Here is an 18,092-nt window from a genome sequence, read left to right as displayed (position 1 = left end):
GAACGACCACGCCGAAGGGACCAGCCATGACTGCCGAGACGAACCGCACACCGGCATCGCCGGCGATGCCGGGCGAACGCACGCACGAACGGCTGCGGAACTTCCCGCCGGTCGAAAACTGGGACCACCACGTCGAATACGACGCCAAGGCGCACCCGCGCAAGGTGCCGCACGAGTACATGCTGGTGCCCACCACATGCTTCAACTGCGAGTCGGCCTGCGGACTGCTCGCCTACGTGGACAAGTCCGACATGTCCATCAAAAGGGTGGAGGGCAACCCCGCCCACCCGGGCTCACGAGGACGCAACTGCGCCAAGGGTCCCGCGACGATCAACCAGGTCAACGACCCCGAACGGATCCTGCACCCGCTCAAGCGCGTCGGCACGCGCGGCAGCGGCCGGTGGGATCGGGTCAGCTGGGACGACGCGCTCGACGACATCGCGGCCCGGATCCGGGCCGCCATCGTCGAGGACCGCCGGGACGAGGTCATGTACCACGTCGGGCGGCCCGGCGAGGACGGCTTCGCCGAACGGTTCCTGCTGGCGTGGGGCATAGACGGGCACAACAGCCACACGAACATCTGTTCCGCCGGCGCGCGGCTCGGCTACTCGCTCTGGGGCGGCTACGACCGGCCCTCGCCCGACTACGCCAACGCGAAGGTGATCCTGCTGATTTCCAGTCATCTCGAGGCCGGGCACTACTTCAACCCACACGCGCAACGGATCATGGAGGGCAAGATCGAGGGCGGAGCCACGGTCGTCGTGCTCGATCCGCGGCTGTCGAACACGGCCTCCCACGCCGACCTCTGGATTGCCCCGTGGCCCGGAAGCGAGGCCGCGATCCTGCTGGCCGTCGCGGCCCACCTGCTCCGAACCGGCCAGATCGACCGGGCATTCATCCGCCGCTGGGTGAACTGGTCGACGTACATGACACACCGCCACCCCGAGCACCCTGCCGACGACTTCGACCAGTTCATCCGCGCGTTGACCGAGGACTACGCCGGATACACCTTCGCCTACGCGGCGCAGGAGGCGCAGGTGCCCGAGGAGCAGATTGCCGAGCTAGCCCGGATCGTCGCCACCGCCGGCAGAGCACTGTCGGCACACGTCTGGCGCGCCGCGGCGTCCGGCAACCTCGGCGGGTGGCAGGTGTCGCGGGCCCTGTTCTTCCTCAACGTGCTCACCGGCAGCGTCGGCACCAAGGGCGGCACCAGCCCCAACGGCTGGGACAAGATCATCGCCCACGGCCCCAACGTCCCCGAGGGACACCAGTCGTGGAACGAGATGATCTGGCCGGCGGAGTTCCCCCTGTCGACCAACGAGATGTCGATCCTGCTACCCCACCTACTCGCGGACGGCCGCGGGAAGCTGTCAATGTACTTCTCCCGGGTTTACAACCCGGTGTGGACCAACCCCGACGGCTTCAGCTGGCTCAAGGCCCTGACCGACGAATCGCTCGTCGGCTGCCACGTCGCGCTCACCCCGACGTGGTCGGAGACGGCGACGTTCGCGGACTACGTCCTGCCGATGGGGCACAGCACCGAACGGCACGACACCCAGTCCTACGAGCAGTACGCCGGCAAGTGGCTCGGATTCCGCCAGCCGGTCACCCGGGTGGCCCTGGAAAAGATGGGCCGGCCCGTGTCCGACTCCCGTGAATCCAACCCGGGGGAGGTGTGGGAGGAGAACGAATTCTGGTTCGAGCTGTCCTGGCGCATCGACCCCGACGGCAGCCTCGGCATCCGGAAGTACTTCGAGTCGCCGTACCGGCCGGGCGAGAAGGTCACCGTCGACGAGTACTACCGCTGGGTCTTCGAGAACAGCGTGCCCGGTCTGCCACACGCTGCCGCCGGCCAGGGGCTGACCCCCTTGCAGTACATGCGAAAGTACGGCGTCTTCGAGGTCACCAGGGATGCCTATCGACTCGACGAGCGGCCACTGTCGGACGCCGAAATCGACGGGGCGACCCCGGACGGCAACGGGGTGCTCCGCAAACCCGTCACCCTCGATTCGACCCCGCCGCTGGTCGGGGAGGCGGGTGCGGTGGGGGTCGTCCACGCGGACGGCAGCAGGACCGCCGGCTGGCTCACGCCGTCGCGCAAACTCGAGCTGTTCAGCGACACCATGGTCGACTTCGGGTGGGAGGAGTACGCCACACCCGGCTACATCGAGTCCCATGTCAGCTACGGCTCGATCGACCAGGCCAACAACGAGATTGTGCTGATGCCGACCTTTCGGCTCCCGACCCTGGTCCACACGCGATCAGGTAATGCCAAGTACCTCAACGAGATCAGCAACACCCATCCCCTGTGGATGAACAGCGTGGACGCCGGGCGCTTCGGGGTCGGTACGGGGGATCTGGTCCGGGTCAACACCGAGATCGGCTACTTCGTGGCCCGCGTCTGGTCCACCGAGGCGATCCGCCCCGGTGTCATGGGGCTCTCCCACCACATGGGGCGGTGGCGCACGTCCGAGAACGCGGGGTCCCGGTGGGTGATGGGCCTGGTCGACCTCGGCAACGACGGCAACGGGGTGTGGAGGCTGCGCTACAAGGAAGGGGTGAAGCCGTTCCACAGTGACGACCCGGACAGCGACCGGATCTACTGGGACGACCCCGGGGTGCACCAGAACCTCGCATTCGCCGTGCATCCCGACCCGGTCTCGGGCATGCACTGCTGGCACCAGAAGGTGCGCGTCGAGAGAGCCCACGCGGACGACCGGTACGGCGATGTGGTGGTGGACACGCAGCGGTCCCGTGAGGTGTACCGGGCCTGGATGGACAACACCCGTCCCGGACCGAGCCGGTCCGGGCTGCGCCGTCCAGAGTTCATGATGCGTCCGGTCAAACCCCGCCGACGCGCCTTTCGATCGCCCGATGCGGAGGAGCGAGCATGAGCCTGTTGTCGCGGAGGCGTGCCGACGCGAAGGTCGATCCGGCCGACGTGCGCACCGCACTGGCACGCGTCGAGGATCCCGAGCTGCACCTGCCCCTCGAGGAGGCCGGGATGCTCGGCGAGGTGGAAGTCGACCGCTCCGGCGTCGCGCGGGTGACTGTCCGGCTCACGACGCCCTCATGCCCACTGAAGGAGACCCTCACCACCGACGTCACCGCGGCAGTCCGCGCCATCGCCGGCGTCTCCGGCGTCGAGGTCGCCTTCGCGGCGATGGGCGAGGGCGAGCGTATGCGGCTCGCCGCACGCCTGCGCGGCTCCGTGCCATTGGGTGCCCATTCGTTCGGCCCGGGTTCGGCGACCCAGGTGTATGCCGTGGCCTCCGGCAAGGGTGGCGTGGGTAAGTCCACGATCACGGCCAACCTCGCGGTGGCCCTGGTCCAGCAGGGCAAGCGGGTCGGCATCCTCGACGCCGATGTCTGGGGATACTCCATCCCGCACCTGTTCGGGGTGCGCCGGGCGCCGGTCGCGCTGAAGGGACTGATGCTGCCGGTCGAAGCCTTCGGGGTCGCGTTGATGTCGGTGGGGTTCTTCGTCCGGGACGACGAGCCGGTCGTCTGGCGCGGCCCGATGCTGCACAAGGCAATCGAGCAGTTCTTGGACGATGTGTACTGGGGTGAACTCGATGTTCTGCTCATCGACCTCCCGCCCGGCACCGGCGACGTGACGCTCTCGCTGCTCGAGTTCGTGCCCGACGCAGCGCTCATCGTCGTCACCACACCACAACCGGCGGCACAGACCGTCGCCCAGCGGGTCGGCCGGATGGCCCTCGATTCACGAACGCCGGTCGCCGGCGTCGTGGAGAACATGTCGGCGATGATCTGCTCGTCGTGCTGCGAGAGCACTCCGCTGTTCGGCGCCGGAGGCGGTCAGCGTCTCGCCGAGGCCATCGCCGCACCGCTGCTGGGGCAGGTGCCACTCGACATCGAGCTACGCGAAGCGGGCGATGCCGGGGTCCCGGCATTGATCGCCGCCCCCCGGGCCGCCTCCGCCACACAGATCCGGCAGATCGCGGCATCCCTGCCGATTCTGCGGCGCAGTCTCGTCGGCCGGTCCCTCCCGTTGACCGTCCGACCCCATCACGCCCACGGAATGTCGGTGGACGATTAGTTGCATCCCTCACGGCGGGGTTGGCCCATAGTCAGAAAACCGACCCAGACACGACGCCAGAGATCGGACCCTACGGGCACCAGCACGAACCGCCGGCCACCAGCGGTTGGGCCGCCGCTACCGTGCTCGCGGATCTGGTGCCCTCATTGCCGGAATCGCGATCGGCGCGCACCTCCAGGCGGAGCGCAGAACGGCAGCGCCATGATGGTGTGGTGGATCGCGTGTACCGGCACGTTGGGGTCGGCCGTCAGTTCGTCGATGCGGCGGGTAGCCGAAAGAGCATGCGGAAGACTCCGATCTGAACCTCGTCGCCGTCCACCAGTCCGGCGCAATCGACGGGCTGCCGGTTCAGATACGTTCCGTTGAGGGAGCCGGCATCGCAGAGGATGAACTTTCCACCCTCCCTGCGGATTTCGGCATGTCGACGAGAGACGGTTCCGTGTCCGAGCACGATTTCCGACTCCGGATGGCTGCCGAGCACAGTGATGTCACGGTCGACGGCGAGGGATGCACCCTTCGCCTGACTCGGTCCTCGAATCACGAATATCTGCGGGGCATCGCCGATCCCGTCGTTTGGAGGGCGCAGAAGCGGCCGCGCGTCGGTTACCTTCATTATCGACACCTCGCTCGAAATCGATGTTCTGATATACCCCCATGGGTATATAGGTACCAACCGTGGTAGGCGCTCAGAGATTCCCGCAGCTTCCCCCGCGATTCGTTCACTGCGGTTCGGGTCGGATCGGTCAGGTACTGGGGTTGCGCCGCGAGGTGACGGTGGTGGCGACGTTCGGATGGGTGACGGTTCGGTGGCGCGTTCAGCAGGGCCAGATCAGGAGGTCGGTCGGTGTCGATCCTATTCGTGCCCGAGCAGGACGATCTGGGCTATCGAACTTGCCATATCCGATTCACCGTGACACCTTCGACGAGGCCGGGCTGCCCGATCACTCGTGCGAGGGGGCGTTCGGCTTTGAGGCTCCCCGAGAAGGTTTCGACGGCTCTACCGGACTCCCGGCGCACTTCGAAGTGCTTCCCCCGCGGTACCTGACATCGAGCACCTCGTAGTCATCAGCACTGATCTGAACCAACAAACTGACGGGTGCGCCGTCAGCACCCAACGCGATGGCTGCATCGCGGATGCCGCGGCGCCCCTCGTCGAGGCGGCAGACCCCAGGAAGTGGCCGTGGAAACAGGCATTGCGATCATGATCCACGGCGGGCCCGCCACCGTGGACGGATCCCGCCTTCGCGATCATTGCGGCGAGATGCGGCAGTGGATCGCCGATCCGGAGAAGACCCCGAACGCCGCCGAAACGCTCGAGGCGCTGACGTCGCTGGGCACGCTCGCCGCGCTGGGCACCCCGGGCGTCTGACACCCCGCAGGCGCCAGGCCCGGCTGGATCGTGGTCAGGCCGGGGTGTCGACCGGCAGGGCCGCCAGCCGCCACTCGAGCATGCCCTCGGTCAGCCGCGCCGCGCGGCGGCCGTGGTCGGTCAGCAGTCGGACCGCGTCGTGGGCGAGCACGCAGTAGGCGCCGCGGCAGTAGGCGACGATCTCCTGATCTTCGGGTAGGTCGGCGAGGTGATCGGCCAACTCGTCCAACGGAATCGACACCGCCCCGGGGATGTGCCCGGCCCGGTATTCCTCGCGGGGGCGCACGTCGAGCACCGTCACCGTCCCGGACCGGGCCCGCTCGAGCAGCTGGTCCTTGCTGACCTGTTCGGTGTCGGCCGGCCCGAGATAGGCGGCGGCGGCGGCCTCGACGTCGGGCAGGTGGTCGTTGGCGACCGTGCGGACCAGCGCGAACAGCTGCGCCACATCGGCGCCGGCGAGCCGGTAGAACACCTTGGTGCCCTCGCGGCGGGTGGCGACCAGGTTGGCCTGCTTGAGAGTCTGCAGATGCGCGGACGCGGTCGTCAGCCCCAGCCCGGCGGCGCGGGCAAGGGCGTCGACGGTGCGTTCGCCCTGAGCGAGCAGATCGAGCAGTTCGAGCCGCTTGCCGCTGCCCAGGGCCTTGCCGACCCGGGCGAACTGATCGAACAGTTCCGTCTTCGCGAGCCGATCACCCATAGCATTCTCCAATCATCTTTGGAATAGTGTAGAACATGGATCGGGTGTTCCGTCCGGGAACGCCCACGGAGCCGAGGCAGGGAGAAGGCCATGGCCGGGATCGATCTGGTGCCGCTCGTCGACGAGGGGCTCGGCAACTCCGCGTACCTGGTGGATCTGGGGGACGGGCGGGCGTTGGTGGTCGACGTCAGCCGGGACCTGCGGGCGGTGCACGCGGCGGCCGCCCGCCGCGGGTTGACCGTCGCGTTCGCCGCCGACACCCACCTGCACGCCGACTTCCTCTCCGGCGCCCACCAACTCGGCTCGAAGAGCGGAGCTACGGTGTTGGCGTCGGCCGCCGGGGACCGGGAGTTCCCGCACACCGGGCTGCGCGACGGCGACGAGGTGGACCTCGGTGGGCTGCGGCTGCGGGCGTTGACGACGCCCGGGCACACCCACGAACACCTGTGCTTCTTGCTCCTCGACGGCGACACCGAGGTCGGGGTGTTCACCGGCGGATCGTTGATCGTGGGTTCGGCCGCCCGCACCGACCTGATCTCCCCGGAGCGCACCGAGGCCCTCACCCGCGCCCAGTACGCCTCCCTACGCCGGCTCGCCGCACTACCCGGCGAGGTCGCGGTCTGGCCCACACACGGGGCGGGCTCGTTCTGCTCGGCCCCGCCCGGCACCGACCGCACCAGCATCATCGCCCGCGAACGCGCCACCAACCCGCTGCTGCGGGCACCTGATGAGGACGCGTTCGTGCACCAACTGCTCGGCTCGCTGGGCAGCTACCCGCCGTACTTCCGCCGGCTCGGGGAAATCAACCGACTCGGCCCACCGCTCCTCGACCGGGATCCGGTACTGCCGGCCCTGACCGTCGACACCGTCCGCGCCCAATTGGCCGAGGGCGCCGCCCTCATCGACGTGCGCCCGCTGACCCGGTTCGCGGCCGCCCACATCCCCGGTGCGCTCTCGATCCCGCTGCGGCCGGTGTTCGCCAGCTGGCTCGGCTGGCTCGCCCCGACCGACCGGCCGCTGATCATCGTCCGCGATGAGGACCAGGACCCGGGCGAAATCGTCTGGCAAGCAATGAAGATCGGGTACGACAACCTGATCGGCGAACTCGGCGGCGGCATCGCCGCCTGGAGAGCCGCCGACCGCGAGGTAACCGCCACGGCGCTGACCGGACCCGACGCGGTCGGCACCAACATTCGGGTACTCGACATCCGGCAACGCCCCGAATACCTGGCCGGGCACCTGCCCGGCGCCGTCCACATCGAACTCGGCGCCCTCGCCGGCCGGGTCGACGACCTGCCCCGCGAGCCGACCGTGGTGATGTGCGGGCACGGCGAACGCGCGATGGGCGCCGCCAGCCTCCTCGAACGCGCCGGCCACCGACAGCTGACGGTGCTCGCCGGCGGCCCCGACGACTGGGCCGCCGCCACCGGGCGCACCCTCGAGACCGGCGCATGAGCGAAGACCAGCCCATGAGCACCACCACGCCCCGGCCGATCCGACTCGGCTTGGGCCCCAACCTCGCCCAGTTCAGCCTGCTCGTCGCGGTCAACGCCCTCGTCGGCGGCATGGTCGGCCAGCAACAAACGGTGCTCCCGCTGCTCGCCGAGAACGAATTCGGGCTGACCGGCTACACGTTCATCTTCACCTACGTGGCCGCGTTCGGAATCACCAAGGCCGCCGCCAACTACGTCGCCGGAACCTTCTCCGATCGCTTCGGCCGCAAACCGGTGCTGCTGGTGGGCTGGCTGTTCGCCATCCCCGTCCCACTGATGCTCATCGCCGCCCCCAACTGGTGGTGGGTCGTGGCCGCCAACGTGCTGTTGGGCATCAACCAGGGCCTGACCTGGTCGACCACCGTGGTGATGAAGATCGACCTGGTCGGCCCCGCCCGCCGCGGCCTGGCGATGGGACTGAACGAGGCCGCCGGCTACGGCGCCGTCGCGGTCAGCTCCCTGATGGCCGGCTACCTCGCCGACCACTACGGGCTCCGGCCCGCCCCGTTCCTGCTCGGCATCGCCTACACCGCACTCGCCCTGTTGCTGTCCGGGGTGTTCATTCGCGAGACCCGCGACTACGCGCGCCTGGAAGCGGCCCAGCACACCCCGCGTGCGGACGGTGCGCACGATCATCTGCACGCTGACCTGACCGACCGGCAGATCGCGATCCAAACGAGTTTCACCGAGCCCGCCCTGTCCTCGGCGAGTCAGGCCGGGCTGGTCAACAACCTCAACTTCGGGCTCTCCTGGGGTCTGTTCCCGCTGCTGTTCGCCACCGCCGACCTCGGCGCCGGGCAGATCGGTGTGCTCTTCGCCCTCTATCCCGGCGTCTGGGGCGCCGGACAATTGGTCACCGGCGCCCTGTCGGACCGGATCGGCCGCAAGCATCTGATCACCACCGGAATGAGCCTGCAGGCCGCCGCGTTGGCGCTGATCGCCGCCTCCCACGGCTTCACCGGGTGGGCGGCCGGGACGGTGTTGCTCGGGGCCGGGACCGCCATGGTCTACCCCACCCTGCTCGCCGTGATCGGGGACGTCGCCCACCCGGCCTGGCGCGGGCGCGCCGTGGGGATCTACCGGGTCTGGCGCGACAGCGGCTACGCCGTCGGCGCGATCTGCGGCGGCATCGTCGCCGACCTGATGGGACTGCACGCCGCGGTGTGGGGCGCCGCCGCGGTCAGCGCCGCCGCCGCCCTGGCCGTCGCGGTCCGCATGTACGAAACCCACCCCACACCCCTCCGCACGAACAAAGAGCGGGCCCCGAAAGGATGAGCTCGATCCCGGGTGGCGACGAATGTGCGGCGCCTAGTTCGGCTGTGCCGGTGACGCTTCCAGACGCTGCTTGAGCGTGGCCAGATTGCCCGGCATCTCCTTGCGGGCCTGCGGTCGCACCGCCAAGGGCACGAGCACCTTCCCGATCCCATGCCCCTCGAAGTCCACCGCGATCGTCACCCGGGAACGCTGCCCGGCGTCGAGCGGGTCGACGGTCACCTCCACGACCGCACGGATCGGCCCGTCGACGCCGTGCACACCCCAGGTACTGGGCGGATCGATATGCGTCAGTTCGGACGTGACCGGGCGCTCGGCGAACCCGATACGACGGGTGGTGAGGCATTTCTCGCCGACCCGCGGGGCCGCGTCGCCATCCATGTGGCCGCTGACGACACCCTTCTGCCACTGGGCGAAGCGGGTCGGGTCGGTGCCGTAGGCGAACACCTGCCCCGGTGGGCGGTCGACGTCGATGCTGGTCGTGATCGGCGCCATCAGGACTGCTCCTTCTCGGTGGCGGCACAGCTCGATCCCTGGTGGCGGCTGACCCGTTTATGCGTCGGTTCGTTGCCGAGTGTCGGCGGCGTACCCCCGCAAATCGGTGAGGCTTTTGTGAAGATTCGTTGAAGAAGAGGGCCGGTCGAGTGCGCCCGGGCGCCGGCACGGTATTGAGTTGAGGAATCGGCGGAGAGTGAACCGATCAGGCCGGCGCTCAGTCGGGTTGGTGTCGTGCAGGGGAAGGGGTGGCACATCGACCTCGACGTCGCGGCGATTCGACAGCCCCACCGCCGCTTTCCGGTGCCGGCCGTCGCCGGTGTGCACGCGCCGGACGCAGTGGCGCTGAGGTCCCGATGACCACCCGCAAGTGTTCCGAGGAGTGAGATGAACAGGTCGGGGTCCGCGGAGTCGGCGCCGGTGAACGCGGTGCTGACCGCCGAGGGAATCGAGAAGAGCTTCCGGCAGGGATGGTGGCCGGCCCGCCGCGATTCCCGAGTGCTGCGGGGCGTGGATCTCGTGCTGCAGCCGGGTGAGGTGGTCGGGCTGACCGGGGAGAACGGGTCGGGGAAGTCGACGTTGATGAAGATCCTCGTCGGCGAGTACCGGCCGGACGCCGGCACCGTGGCCCGGTCGGGGCGGCTGGGCTACTGTCCGCAGCAGCCGGTGGTCTACGAAAGGTTGACCTGCGACGAACACTTCGAGCTGTTCGGTTACGCCTACCGAATGACCCCGAACGAGCAGCGGCGGTCCCGCCGGGGACTGTATGCGGCGCTCGGCTTCGAGCGCTACGCGGACACCCGCGCCGACCGGCTGTCCGGCGGCACCCTCGCGAAACTCAACCTGGGGTTGGCGATGCTCGCCGACCCGGAGGTGCTACTGCTCGACGAGCCGTACTCCGGATTCGACTGGGACACCTACCTGCGGTTCTGGGAACTGGTGGCACAACGCCGGGAAACCGGCCGCTCGGTGCTGATCATCAGCCACTTCGTCACCGACGAGCACCGATTCGACCGCATCGTCGACCTGCGCAACGGGAGGGCGGCGGCGAGATGAGAAGCGAGGATCACCTGCCGGGGGCGCCGGGCGAGGTGGCGCTACTCGTCCACCGATTCCTGGTCGACTACGCCCGCAATCCGGTCAACATGCTGGTGCTGGTGTTGGTCCCGGTGGTGTTCGTGATCGTTGCGGCCGGGTCGATGGCCGATGCGGCGAAGCTGCTCGGCGGCGCGGGTGGGCCCGCGGTGGAAACCGCGACCGCCGGCTGGGCGGCGGGATTCCTCGCCGGTATCGCCATGTTCTTCCAGATCAGCGCCGCCCGTGCGGCCGATCGGCGGCTGGTGTCGGCGGGACTCCCACCGGCGCGGCTGGTCGCGGCCCGGCTCGGGACCGGACTGGTCCTGGGAGTGCTGGTCGCCGCGACAGCCCTGCTCGCCCTGGCCGCGCGCACCGGCATCGACGACCCCGGCCGGGCGATCGCCGGAACCCTGATGTTCGCGGTGATCTATCTGGCGATCGGCGCACTGGTCGGGGCACTGATCCGCAACCCGGTCAACGGCACCGTCCTCATCTTGTTCGTCTGGATTCTGGACGTGTTCTTCGGACCCGCCGTCGGATCCCCCGACCGCATCGAAACCCGGTGGTTCCCGACGCATTTCGTGACGTTGTGGATGGTGGATATCCCGTCCCGGCACGGGGGCCGGATCGGGGACTTGGGCTGGGCGCTGGTGTGGATGTTCTCGGCGCTGATCATCAGCACCGCCGTCATCACCACCACAGTCGGGGTGTCCCGGGGCTCGCGTCGGCGATCCCCCGCCGCGTCCGGCCCGGCCCAGTTTTCGGCCGGACTGCGGATGGGGTTGCGCGACTACCGCCGCAACCCGGTGCTGTGGGTGCTGCTGGTGGTGGTACCGATCGTGTTCATCGTGCTGGCCAAGGCGATGACCGCGAGCGAGTCCGGAGTGTTCTCCCTGGTCGAGGGCGGTCGCACGGTGATGCAGGTGTTCTGGTTGCCGGATGTGCATGCCGGGACGATGACCCCGATCGCGATCTCCTCGCTGGCGGCGTTGGCGGGGCTGTTCGTCGGGCTCGACGCGCGCGCGGGCGATCGACGACTGACCCTGGCCGGCTTCCCCTTCCCCCTCCTGCTCGCTGTCCGTGTGTCGATGATCGGGATCGCCGCGGGTCTGGTCACCGTCTCGTCGCTGATGATCACCGCGACGGTGTTCGATGCCCGGCAGTGGGGTGTCTACGGCGGCGGGAACCTGCTGATGGCCGTGACCTACGGGCTGCTCGGTTTCTGCCTGGGGCCGATCTTCGGGCGCGTGGGTGGGGTGTTCATCGCGTTTCTGGTGCCGTTTCTCGATATCGGGATCGGCCAGAGTCCGATGCTGCGGCCCGAACCGGCGACCTGGGCACACGGCCTACCGGGATATGGGGCGATGCGGGTGTTGCTCGACGGCGGGCTGACCGCACGGTTCGATGCGGTCGGCCCGCTGCTGGGAGCGCTGGCATGGGTGCTCGCGCTCAGTGCGCTGGCCGGGTGGTTGTTCCACCGAGCCCCCGCCACCCCGGTGCGTCCCCGGTTGGGGATGTGATCGGCGGCGAACCCTCCACCCCGCTGCCCTCGGGCAGCGGGGTGGAGGGTGCTGTTACTGGTGGGGGGTGAACCGGCGCAGTCGCAGGCTGTTGCTCACCACGAATACCGAGCTGAAGGCCATTGCGGCCCCGGCGATCAGCGGGTTGAGCAGGCCCAGCGCCGCCAGCGGCAGGGCCGCCACGTTGTAGGCGAACGCCCAGAACAGGTTGCCCTTGATCGTGCGCAGGGTGGCCCGTGCCAGACGGATCGCGTCCGGGGCGGCCCGCAGGTCACCGCGCACCAGCGTCAGGTCCGAGGCCTCGATCGCGACGTCGGTGCCGGTGCCCATCGCCAGGCCCAGGTCGGCCTGGGCGAGGGCGGCCGCGTCGTTGACGCCGTCGCCGACCATCGCCACCACCCGCCCCTGGTCCTGCAGGTTCTTGATCACGTCGACCTTGCCGGAGGGCAGGACCTCGGAGATCACCTCCTCGATCCCGACCTGGTTCGCGACGCTCTGCGCGGCGCGGTGATTGTCCCCGGTGAGCAGCACGGGTGAGAGGCCGAGCTCGCGTAGTTCGCCGATCGCCGCCGCGGAGGTGTCCTTGACGGTGTCGGAGACCACGATCACCGCGCGGATCGCCCCGTCCCACGCAATCCACACCGGGGTGCGTCCCTGGGTTTCGGCGTCGTCGACGACGAGCTGCAGCGTGTCGGGGGCGGTCAGCGCCCACTGCTCCCACAGCCAGCTGTACCGGCCGGCGAGCACGGCGTGACCCTCGACGACACCGGACACCCCACGGCCGCCGTGGTTTTCGAAGCCCTCGACCGCTGGCAACGGGCCTGCCTCGGCGGCGCGGGCGGCGACCGCATGGGCGATGGGGTGTTCGGAGGCGTGTTCGAGAGCGCCCGCCAGACGCAGCACTTCGGTGTCGGATACCCCGTCGGTGGCGTGCACCGAGGCGACGGCCATCCGGCCGGTGGTGATGGTGCCGGTCTTGTCCAGGACGATGGTGTCGACGCGGCGGGTCGATTCGAGGATCTGCGGGCCCTTGATCAAGATGCCGAGCTGGGCGCCGCGGCCGGTGCCGACGAGCAGCGCGGTCGGCGTCGCCAACCCCAGCGCGCACGGGCACGCAATGATCAGCACCGCGACCGCGGCGGTGAACGCCGCCGTCACCGTGTTCCCGGTCAGCAGCCATACCGCGAGGGTCAGCAGCGCCAGCCCGATGACGATGGGCACGAACACCGCCGAGATCCGGTCGGCGAGGCGCTGGACCTGCGCCTTCCCGTTCTGCGCCTCGGTCACCAGCCGCGCCATCTGCGCCAGTTGGGTGTCGGCGCCGACACGGCTGGCGCGGACGACGATTCGGCCACCGGCGTTGACGGTGGCACCGACGACGCTGTCGCCGGGCCCGACCTCGACGGGGACCGGTTCGCCGGTGAGCATCGACGCGTCGACCGCGGAGGTGCCCGCGGTGACGATCCCGTCGGTGGCGATCTTCTCCCCGGGCCTGACCACGAACTGGTCACGGACGGCGAGTTGGCCGATCGGGACGCGGATCTCGGATCCCCCGCGGAGCACGGCGACGTCCTTGGCGCCCATGTCGAGCAGGGCGCGCAACGCCGCCCCGGACTGCCGTTTCGCGCGGGCCTCGAAGTAGCGGCCGGCGAGGATGAAGGTGGTCACCGCGGAGGCGACCTCGAGGTAGATGTGCGGTTCGGTGCTGCCGGTGGTGAGCAGGTCGAAGTTCATCCGCATGCCGGTCATGCCGGCGTGGGTGAAGAACAGCGCCCACAGCGACCACAGGTAGGCGGCGGTGACGCCGACGGAGATGAGGGTGTCCATCGTGGCGGCGCCGTGCCGCAGGTTCGCCCAGGCGGCGCGGTGGAACGGCAGAGCGCCCCACACCACCACGGGGGAGGCGAGGGTCAGGGTCAGCCACTGCCAGTTGTCGAATTGGAGCGCCGGGATCATCGACAACAGCACGACCGGCATGGTCAGCACCGTCGAGACGATCAGCCGCTGCCGCCACTCGGCGGCCTCGTCCGGTTCTGCGGGGGCGCCGGTCGTCGCCCCGGCGGCGTCCGCGGGGGAAACGGGGAGGGTTGCGGTGTATCCGGTCGCCTCGACCGTCGCCACAAGATCGTCGGGGGCCACCCGGTCGGCGAAGGTGACCTTGGCCTTCTCGGTGGCGTAATTGACGGTGGCGGTGACGCCGTCCATCCGGTTGAGCTTCTTCTCGATCCGCGCCGCACACGACGCGCACGTCATTCCCCCGATCGACAACTCGAGATCATGTTCTCGATCACCGGACTCGGTCAGGTGGGTCGTCATGTGCTCATCCTCTTGCCACTCGCATCTCTCTCATAATACCCCTAGGGGGTAGCCTGAACCAGGCGGTATCCGGCACTCCCCGGATATCGCCGACGCGCCCCGCCGCACTGCGCTGGACGCGGTACCCACCGCGCGGTCGACCCCTCGGCCCACCGGCCCGGATGCATGCCGGGCCGATTGCGGGCTCAGCTGCAGCAGCACCCGCCGGCATCGCCGACCAGGGGCAGGGCGGTACCGACCACCGTGTCATGCGACTCCGTGTTGCGCCCCGCCGCCACGACGTCGTACCCGGCGTCGGAGATGGCCTGTGCGACAGCGCCGTCGATCGGCACGCCGGCGATGGTCGCCGTTCCCGCCGCCAGATCCACCTCCACCCCGGTCACCCCGGGGACCGAGCCCACCGCGGCCCGCACCGCCGACACGCAGTGCCCGCACGTCATTCCCTCGACCTTGTACGTGGTGACAGTCATCGATCTCCACCTTTCTCGCCCACGCTCCGGTGAGCCTGAACCGAACATATACCCATAGGGGGTAGTGGTAAAGACGATTGTCGGGTCGGCTGCGAAAAAGCGAGGTCAGCAGGCTGAAGTGGGTCACGCCCGGCTTCCGCGGGTGGCTTCTTCATCGAATCTTCATCAAATCACTAACCAAGGCATACCCGGTGGGGGCACTCTCGGACATGATCGGCAGGTGGCGGCGAGAACGGTGAAACCGGTTGCGGCGGAAAGCGAGGGAGTAGCGATGACGCGGAGGGTGAGTGTCAACGTCACCCCTGCCGAGCGGATCGCCCGGATCGTGATCGGCGTTGTCGGTACGGTCGGCGGTCTCCTGGTCATCGCGGGCGGAGCCTCGCTCTGGTCCGTGGTGTTGGCCGTGTTGCTCATCGCCGCCGGACTGGATCTGGTGGTGACCGGGTCGACCGGTCATTGCCCGCTGTACCAGAGGCTGGGTCATGTACCGGCCTCGTTGAAGGGCGGAACATCATGACGAACGAGGATGGGCGGGCGCCGTACGTCGGCGACGACGGAGACCGTGGGGCTGGTGAGGAACCACAGGGAGCCGGTGGTCGCAGTCGTCACCGGTGGATGATGATCGCCTGCTGCATTCCGATGCTGATTGTCGCCGTCGCGCTGATCGCCAGCGGAACGGTGGGAATCGGGAGCCTGGTGTTCGCGCTGGCGTGCCTCGGGATGATGGCGGTGATGATGTTTTCGATGGGGGGACAACGGCATTGACTCCCGCCGTAGATGACGGCAATGGGTGCCCGGGCCGCACCCGGACCGGAAGAAGGCGTCATACCGAACGGAGCGTCGGACTCGGCGCCGCCACAACGAAGAGGTGCCAGCGCGAATGAACAGAACCACCGTGCTCGAGGTCAGTGGGGTGCACTGGGCGAGTTCGACGGCGACCGTCGAGGCCACCCTGCGCCGCCGACCGGGTGTCACCTCCGTGGAGGCGAATGCCGTCAACCAGACCGCCACCGTCACCTACGATCCCGGCCTCACGTCGGTGGTCGAACTGTCGAAGTGGGTGCGCGACTGCGGCTATCACTGCGCCGGACGCTCGGTGCCCGAGCACGTCTGCGACCCGATGTCCGAACCGGCCGCCGTGCGCGGCGAGGCAGAACACGCTCACCCCGCCCCGGAAGCTGCGGCAGCCGCCGGGCCGACCGGTCACCAGATGCCCGCCGGGCACGAGGCGCCTGCGGGGCGGTCACCGCAGGAGATGATGGGCCACGGCGGCGGTCATGCCGGGATGTCGATGGACGCCATGGTCCGCGACATGCGGAACCGTTTCCTGGTGGCGCTGGTGTTGTCGGTCCCGATCATGTTGTGGTCCCCGATGGGCCGGGACATGTTCGGGTTCATGGTGCCGGCACCGTTCGGGCTGCGCGACGACGTGTTCACCCTGATGCTGAGCCTGCCGGTGGTGTTCTACTCGGCGTGGATCTTCTTCGACGGCGCCTACCGGGCGCTGCGGGCGCGCACCCTGGACATGATGGTGCTCGTCGCCGTCGCGGTCGGTGCCGGCTGGCTCTACAGCGTCGGGGTGACCCTCACCGGCGGCGGGGATGTGTTCTACGAGGCCGCCACGATGCTGACCACCTTCGTGCTGCTCGGGCACTGGTTCGAGATGCGGGCCCGCGGCGGCGCGAACGACGCGATCCGCACCCTGCTCGAGCTCGCTCCGCCGCGGGCGGTGGTGCTGCGCGGCGGGCAGCCGGTTGAGGTCCCCACCGCCGAGGTCACCGCCGGGGATCTGCTGCTCATTCGGCCGGGCGCGAAGATCCCGGTCGACGGCACCGTCGAGGACGGCCACTCCGAGGTCGACGAGTCCATGGTCACCGGGGAAAGCCTGCCCGTGACCAAAACACCCGGCTCCGAAGTGATCGGTGCATCCATCAACACCACCGGCACCCTGCGGGTGCGGGCCACCAAGGTGGGCTCCGACACCGTGCTCGCTCAGATCGTCGCCCTGGTGCAGCAGGCCCAGAACTCCAAGGCCCCCGGGCAACGCCTGGCCGACCGGGCCGCGTTCTGGCTGGTGCTGGTCGCACTGATCGGCGGCATCGGCACCTTCCTGGTGTGGGTGCTGGTCGGGGAGAGCGTGCAGACGGCGCTGCTGTTCGCGATCACCGTCGTGGTCATCACCTGCCCCGACGCCCTGGGTTTGGCCACCCCGACCGCGATCATGGTCGGCACCGGCCTCGGCGCCCAACGCGGGGTGTTGTTCAAAAACGCCACCGCACTCGAGACGTCGGCGCGGATCGACACCGTGGTGATGGACAAGACCGGCACCCTGACCAAGGGCGAACCCGAGGTCACCGACCTGATCACCGACGGCATCATCGAGGACGAGTTCCTCGCGCTCGTCGCGACGGTCGAACGCGAATCCGAGCACCCGCTGGCCGGTGCGATCGTCCGCTACGCCACCGACCGCGGCATCCCGCAGTTGCCGCTGACCGGGTTCGAGAACGTGCCCGGACACGGGGCCACCGCCCAGGTGTACGGCCGCCGCGTCGCGGTCGGCAACCGCAAGCTCATGGCCGCCGAACAGGTCGACTTCGGTGCCCTGATGGACCGGCGGGACGAGCTGGCCGCGACCGGGCGGACCGCGGTGCTCGTGGCCGTCGACGGCCACGGAGTCGGGGTGATCGCCCTGGCCGACGCCGCCCGCGACACCTCCGCCGCCGCCGTGTCCGCCCTCCACGACCTCGGCGCCGAGGTGGTCATGCTCAGCGGCGACAACGAGGCCACCGCCGCACGCATCGCCGGGCAACTGGGCATCGACACCGTCATCGCCGAAGTCCTCCCCGGCGACAAGGCCGCCAAGATCGCCGAACTGCAGCGCGCGGGCAAGACGGTCGCGATGGTCGGCGACGGCGTCAACGACGCCCCCGCCCTGGCCCAGGCCGACCTGGGCATCGCGATCGGCGCCGGCACCGACGTCGCGATCGAGACCGCCGACCTGGTGCTGATGCGCTCGGACCCGCTCGACGTGCCCATAGCCCTGCGGATCGGGCGCGGCACGCTACGCAAGATGCGGCAAAACCTCGGATGGGCCGTCGGCTACAACGTCATCGCATTGCCGATCGCCGCCGGCGTCTTCGAACCCTCCTTGGGACTGGTCCTGCGCCCGGAAATCGCAGCCCTGTCGATGTCCGGGTCGAGCGTCATCGTGGCGGTCAACGCCCTGATGCTCAAACGGCTCGCGTTGCCCGCACCGCCCGAACCGCAGCTCACGGCGCCCCTGCCGGCACCCGAACCCACCCCCACCGGTCCCCGATGAGCGA

The 18,092-nt window shown here is 69.2% G+C and carries 15 protein-coding genes; 10 read left to right on the top strand and 5 right to left on the bottom strand.

Annotation, left to right across the window (positions count from 1 at the left end; translation table 11 throughout):
- Positions 1-26: 26 nt before the first annotated feature.
- Positions 27-2,894, top strand: a complete 2,868-nt coding sequence (locus tag RHA1_RS43835; RefSeq protein WP_011600499.1) for a molybdopterin-dependent oxidoreductase — start codon at positions 27-29, stop codon at positions 2,892-2,894.
- Positions 2,891-4,060, top strand: coding sequence for an Mrp/NBP35 family ATP-binding protein (locus RHA1_RS43830; RefSeq protein ID WP_011600498.1), 1,170 nt, complete (start codon positions 2,891-2,893; stop codon positions 4,058-4,060). The genes RHA1_RS43835 and RHA1_RS43830 overlap by 4 nt, the downstream gene beginning before the upstream one ends.
- A 247-nt stretch (positions 4,061-4,307) precedes the next feature.
- Here the strand turns inward: RHA1_RS43830 and RHA1_RS43825 are convergent, their stop codons facing one another.
- On the bottom strand, positions 4,308-4,673 hold the full coding sequence (locus RHA1_RS43825; protein ID WP_011600497.1) for an FHA domain-containing protein: 366 nt from the start codon (positions 4,671-4,673) through the stop codon (positions 4,308-4,310).
- 567 nt (positions 4,674-5,240) lie between these two features.
- Between RHA1_RS43825 and RHA1_RS43820 the strand changes: the two genes are divergently transcribed.
- Positions 5,241-5,429, top strand: a complete 189-nt coding sequence (locus RHA1_RS43820; RefSeq protein ID WP_148228601.1) for a hypothetical protein — start codon at positions 5,241-5,243, stop codon at positions 5,427-5,429.
- A gap of 34 nt (positions 5,430-5,463) precedes the next feature.
- Here RHA1_RS43820 and RHA1_RS43815 read toward each other — a convergent pair whose 3' ends face one another.
- A complete protein-coding gene (locus RHA1_RS43815) occupies positions 5,464-6,126 on the bottom strand; it encodes an ArsR/SmtB family transcription factor (protein WP_011600494.1) in 663 nt (220 codons plus the stop codon).
- 90 nt (positions 6,127-6,216) lie between these two features.
- On the opposite strand from RHA1_RS43815, the gene RHA1_RS43810 reads away from it, so the two are divergent.
- Together RHA1_RS43810 and RHA1_RS43805 are read left to right on the top strand one after the other, a co-directional pair.
- Positions 6,217-7,581: an MBL fold metallo-hydrolase gene (locus RHA1_RS43810; RefSeq protein WP_011600493.1), complete on the top strand. Its 1,365-nt coding sequence runs from the start codon at positions 6,217-6,219 to the stop codon at positions 7,579-7,581.
- Complete coding sequence (locus RHA1_RS43805) at positions 7,578-8,894, top strand: MFS transporter (RefSeq protein WP_011600492.1); 1,317 nt, start codon at positions 7,578-7,580, stop codon at positions 8,892-8,894. The genes RHA1_RS43810 and RHA1_RS43805 overlap by 4 nt, the downstream gene beginning before the upstream one ends.
- A 33-nt stretch (positions 8,895-8,927) precedes the next feature.
- On the opposite strand, the gene RHA1_RS43800 is transcribed toward RHA1_RS43805, so the two are convergent.
- On the bottom strand, positions 8,928-9,386 hold the full coding sequence (locus RHA1_RS43800; RefSeq protein WP_011600491.1) for an SRPBCC family protein: 459 nt from the start codon (positions 9,384-9,386) through the stop codon (positions 8,928-8,930).
- A 387-nt stretch (positions 9,387-9,773) separates the two neighbouring features.
- On the opposite strand from RHA1_RS43800, the gene RHA1_RS43795 reads away from it, so the two are divergent.
- Together RHA1_RS43795 and RHA1_RS43790 are read left to right on the top strand one after the other, a co-directional pair.
- Positions 9,774-10,442, top strand: a complete 669-nt coding sequence (locus RHA1_RS43795) for an ATP-binding cassette domain-containing protein (protein WP_011600489.1) — start codon at positions 9,774-9,776, stop codon at positions 10,440-10,442.
- Positions 10,439-11,983, top strand: coding sequence for an ABC transporter permease (locus RHA1_RS43790; protein ID WP_011600488.1), 1,545 nt, complete (start codon positions 10,439-10,441; stop codon positions 11,981-11,983). The genes RHA1_RS43795 and RHA1_RS43790 overlap by 4 nt, the downstream gene beginning before the upstream one ends.
- A 54-nt stretch (positions 11,984-12,037) precedes the next feature.
- Here the strand turns inward: RHA1_RS43790 and RHA1_RS43785 are convergent, their stop codons facing one another.
- Positions 12,038-14,299 (bottom strand): heavy metal translocating P-type ATPase, encoded by a 2,262-nt coding sequence (locus RHA1_RS43785; RefSeq protein WP_011600487.1) that lies wholly within the window; start codon positions 14,297-14,299, stop codon positions 12,038-12,040.
- Between the two features lie 185 nt (positions 14,300-14,484).
- The gene (locus RHA1_RS43780; protein WP_011600486.1) at positions 14,485-14,769 is read right to left on the bottom strand and encodes a heavy-metal-associated domain-containing protein; all 285 of its coding nucleotides are present in this window, start codon (positions 14,767-14,769) and stop codon (positions 14,485-14,487) included.
- Between the two features lie 271 nt (positions 14,770-15,040).
- On the opposite strand from RHA1_RS43780, the gene RHA1_RS50205 reads away from it, so the two are divergent.
- The 3 genes from RHA1_RS50205 (at position 15,041) to RHA1_RS43765 (ending at position 18,088) form a co-directional block, all read left to right on the top strand.
- A complete protein-coding gene (locus RHA1_RS50205; RefSeq protein ID WP_148228600.1) occupies positions 15,041-15,286 on the top strand; it encodes a YgaP family membrane protein in 246 nt (81 codons plus the stop codon).
- Positions 15,283-15,534: a hypothetical protein gene (locus RHA1_RS43770; RefSeq protein WP_041813750.1), complete on the top strand. Its 252-nt coding sequence runs from the start codon at positions 15,283-15,285 to the stop codon at positions 15,532-15,534. The genes RHA1_RS50205 and RHA1_RS43770 overlap by 4 nt, the downstream gene beginning before the upstream one ends.
- Before the next feature lie 115 nt (positions 15,535-15,649).
- Positions 15,650-18,088 carry a heavy metal translocating P-type ATPase gene (locus RHA1_RS43765; protein WP_011600484.1) on the top strand — a complete coding sequence of 813 codons (2,439 nt, stop codon included), beginning with the start codon at positions 15,650-15,652 and terminating at the stop codon, positions 18,086-18,088.
- Positions 18,089-18,092: the final 4 nt, after the last annotated feature.

The sequence above is a fragment of the Rhodococcus jostii RHA1 genome (assembly GCF_000014565.1).
Classification (GTDB): domain Bacteria; phylum Actinomycetota; class Actinomycetes; order Mycobacteriales; family Mycobacteriaceae; genus Rhodococcus_F; species Rhodococcus_F jostii_A.
Note: the sequence above shows the minus strand (reverse complement) of the source record. Positions and strands in the feature narration are given on the sequence as shown.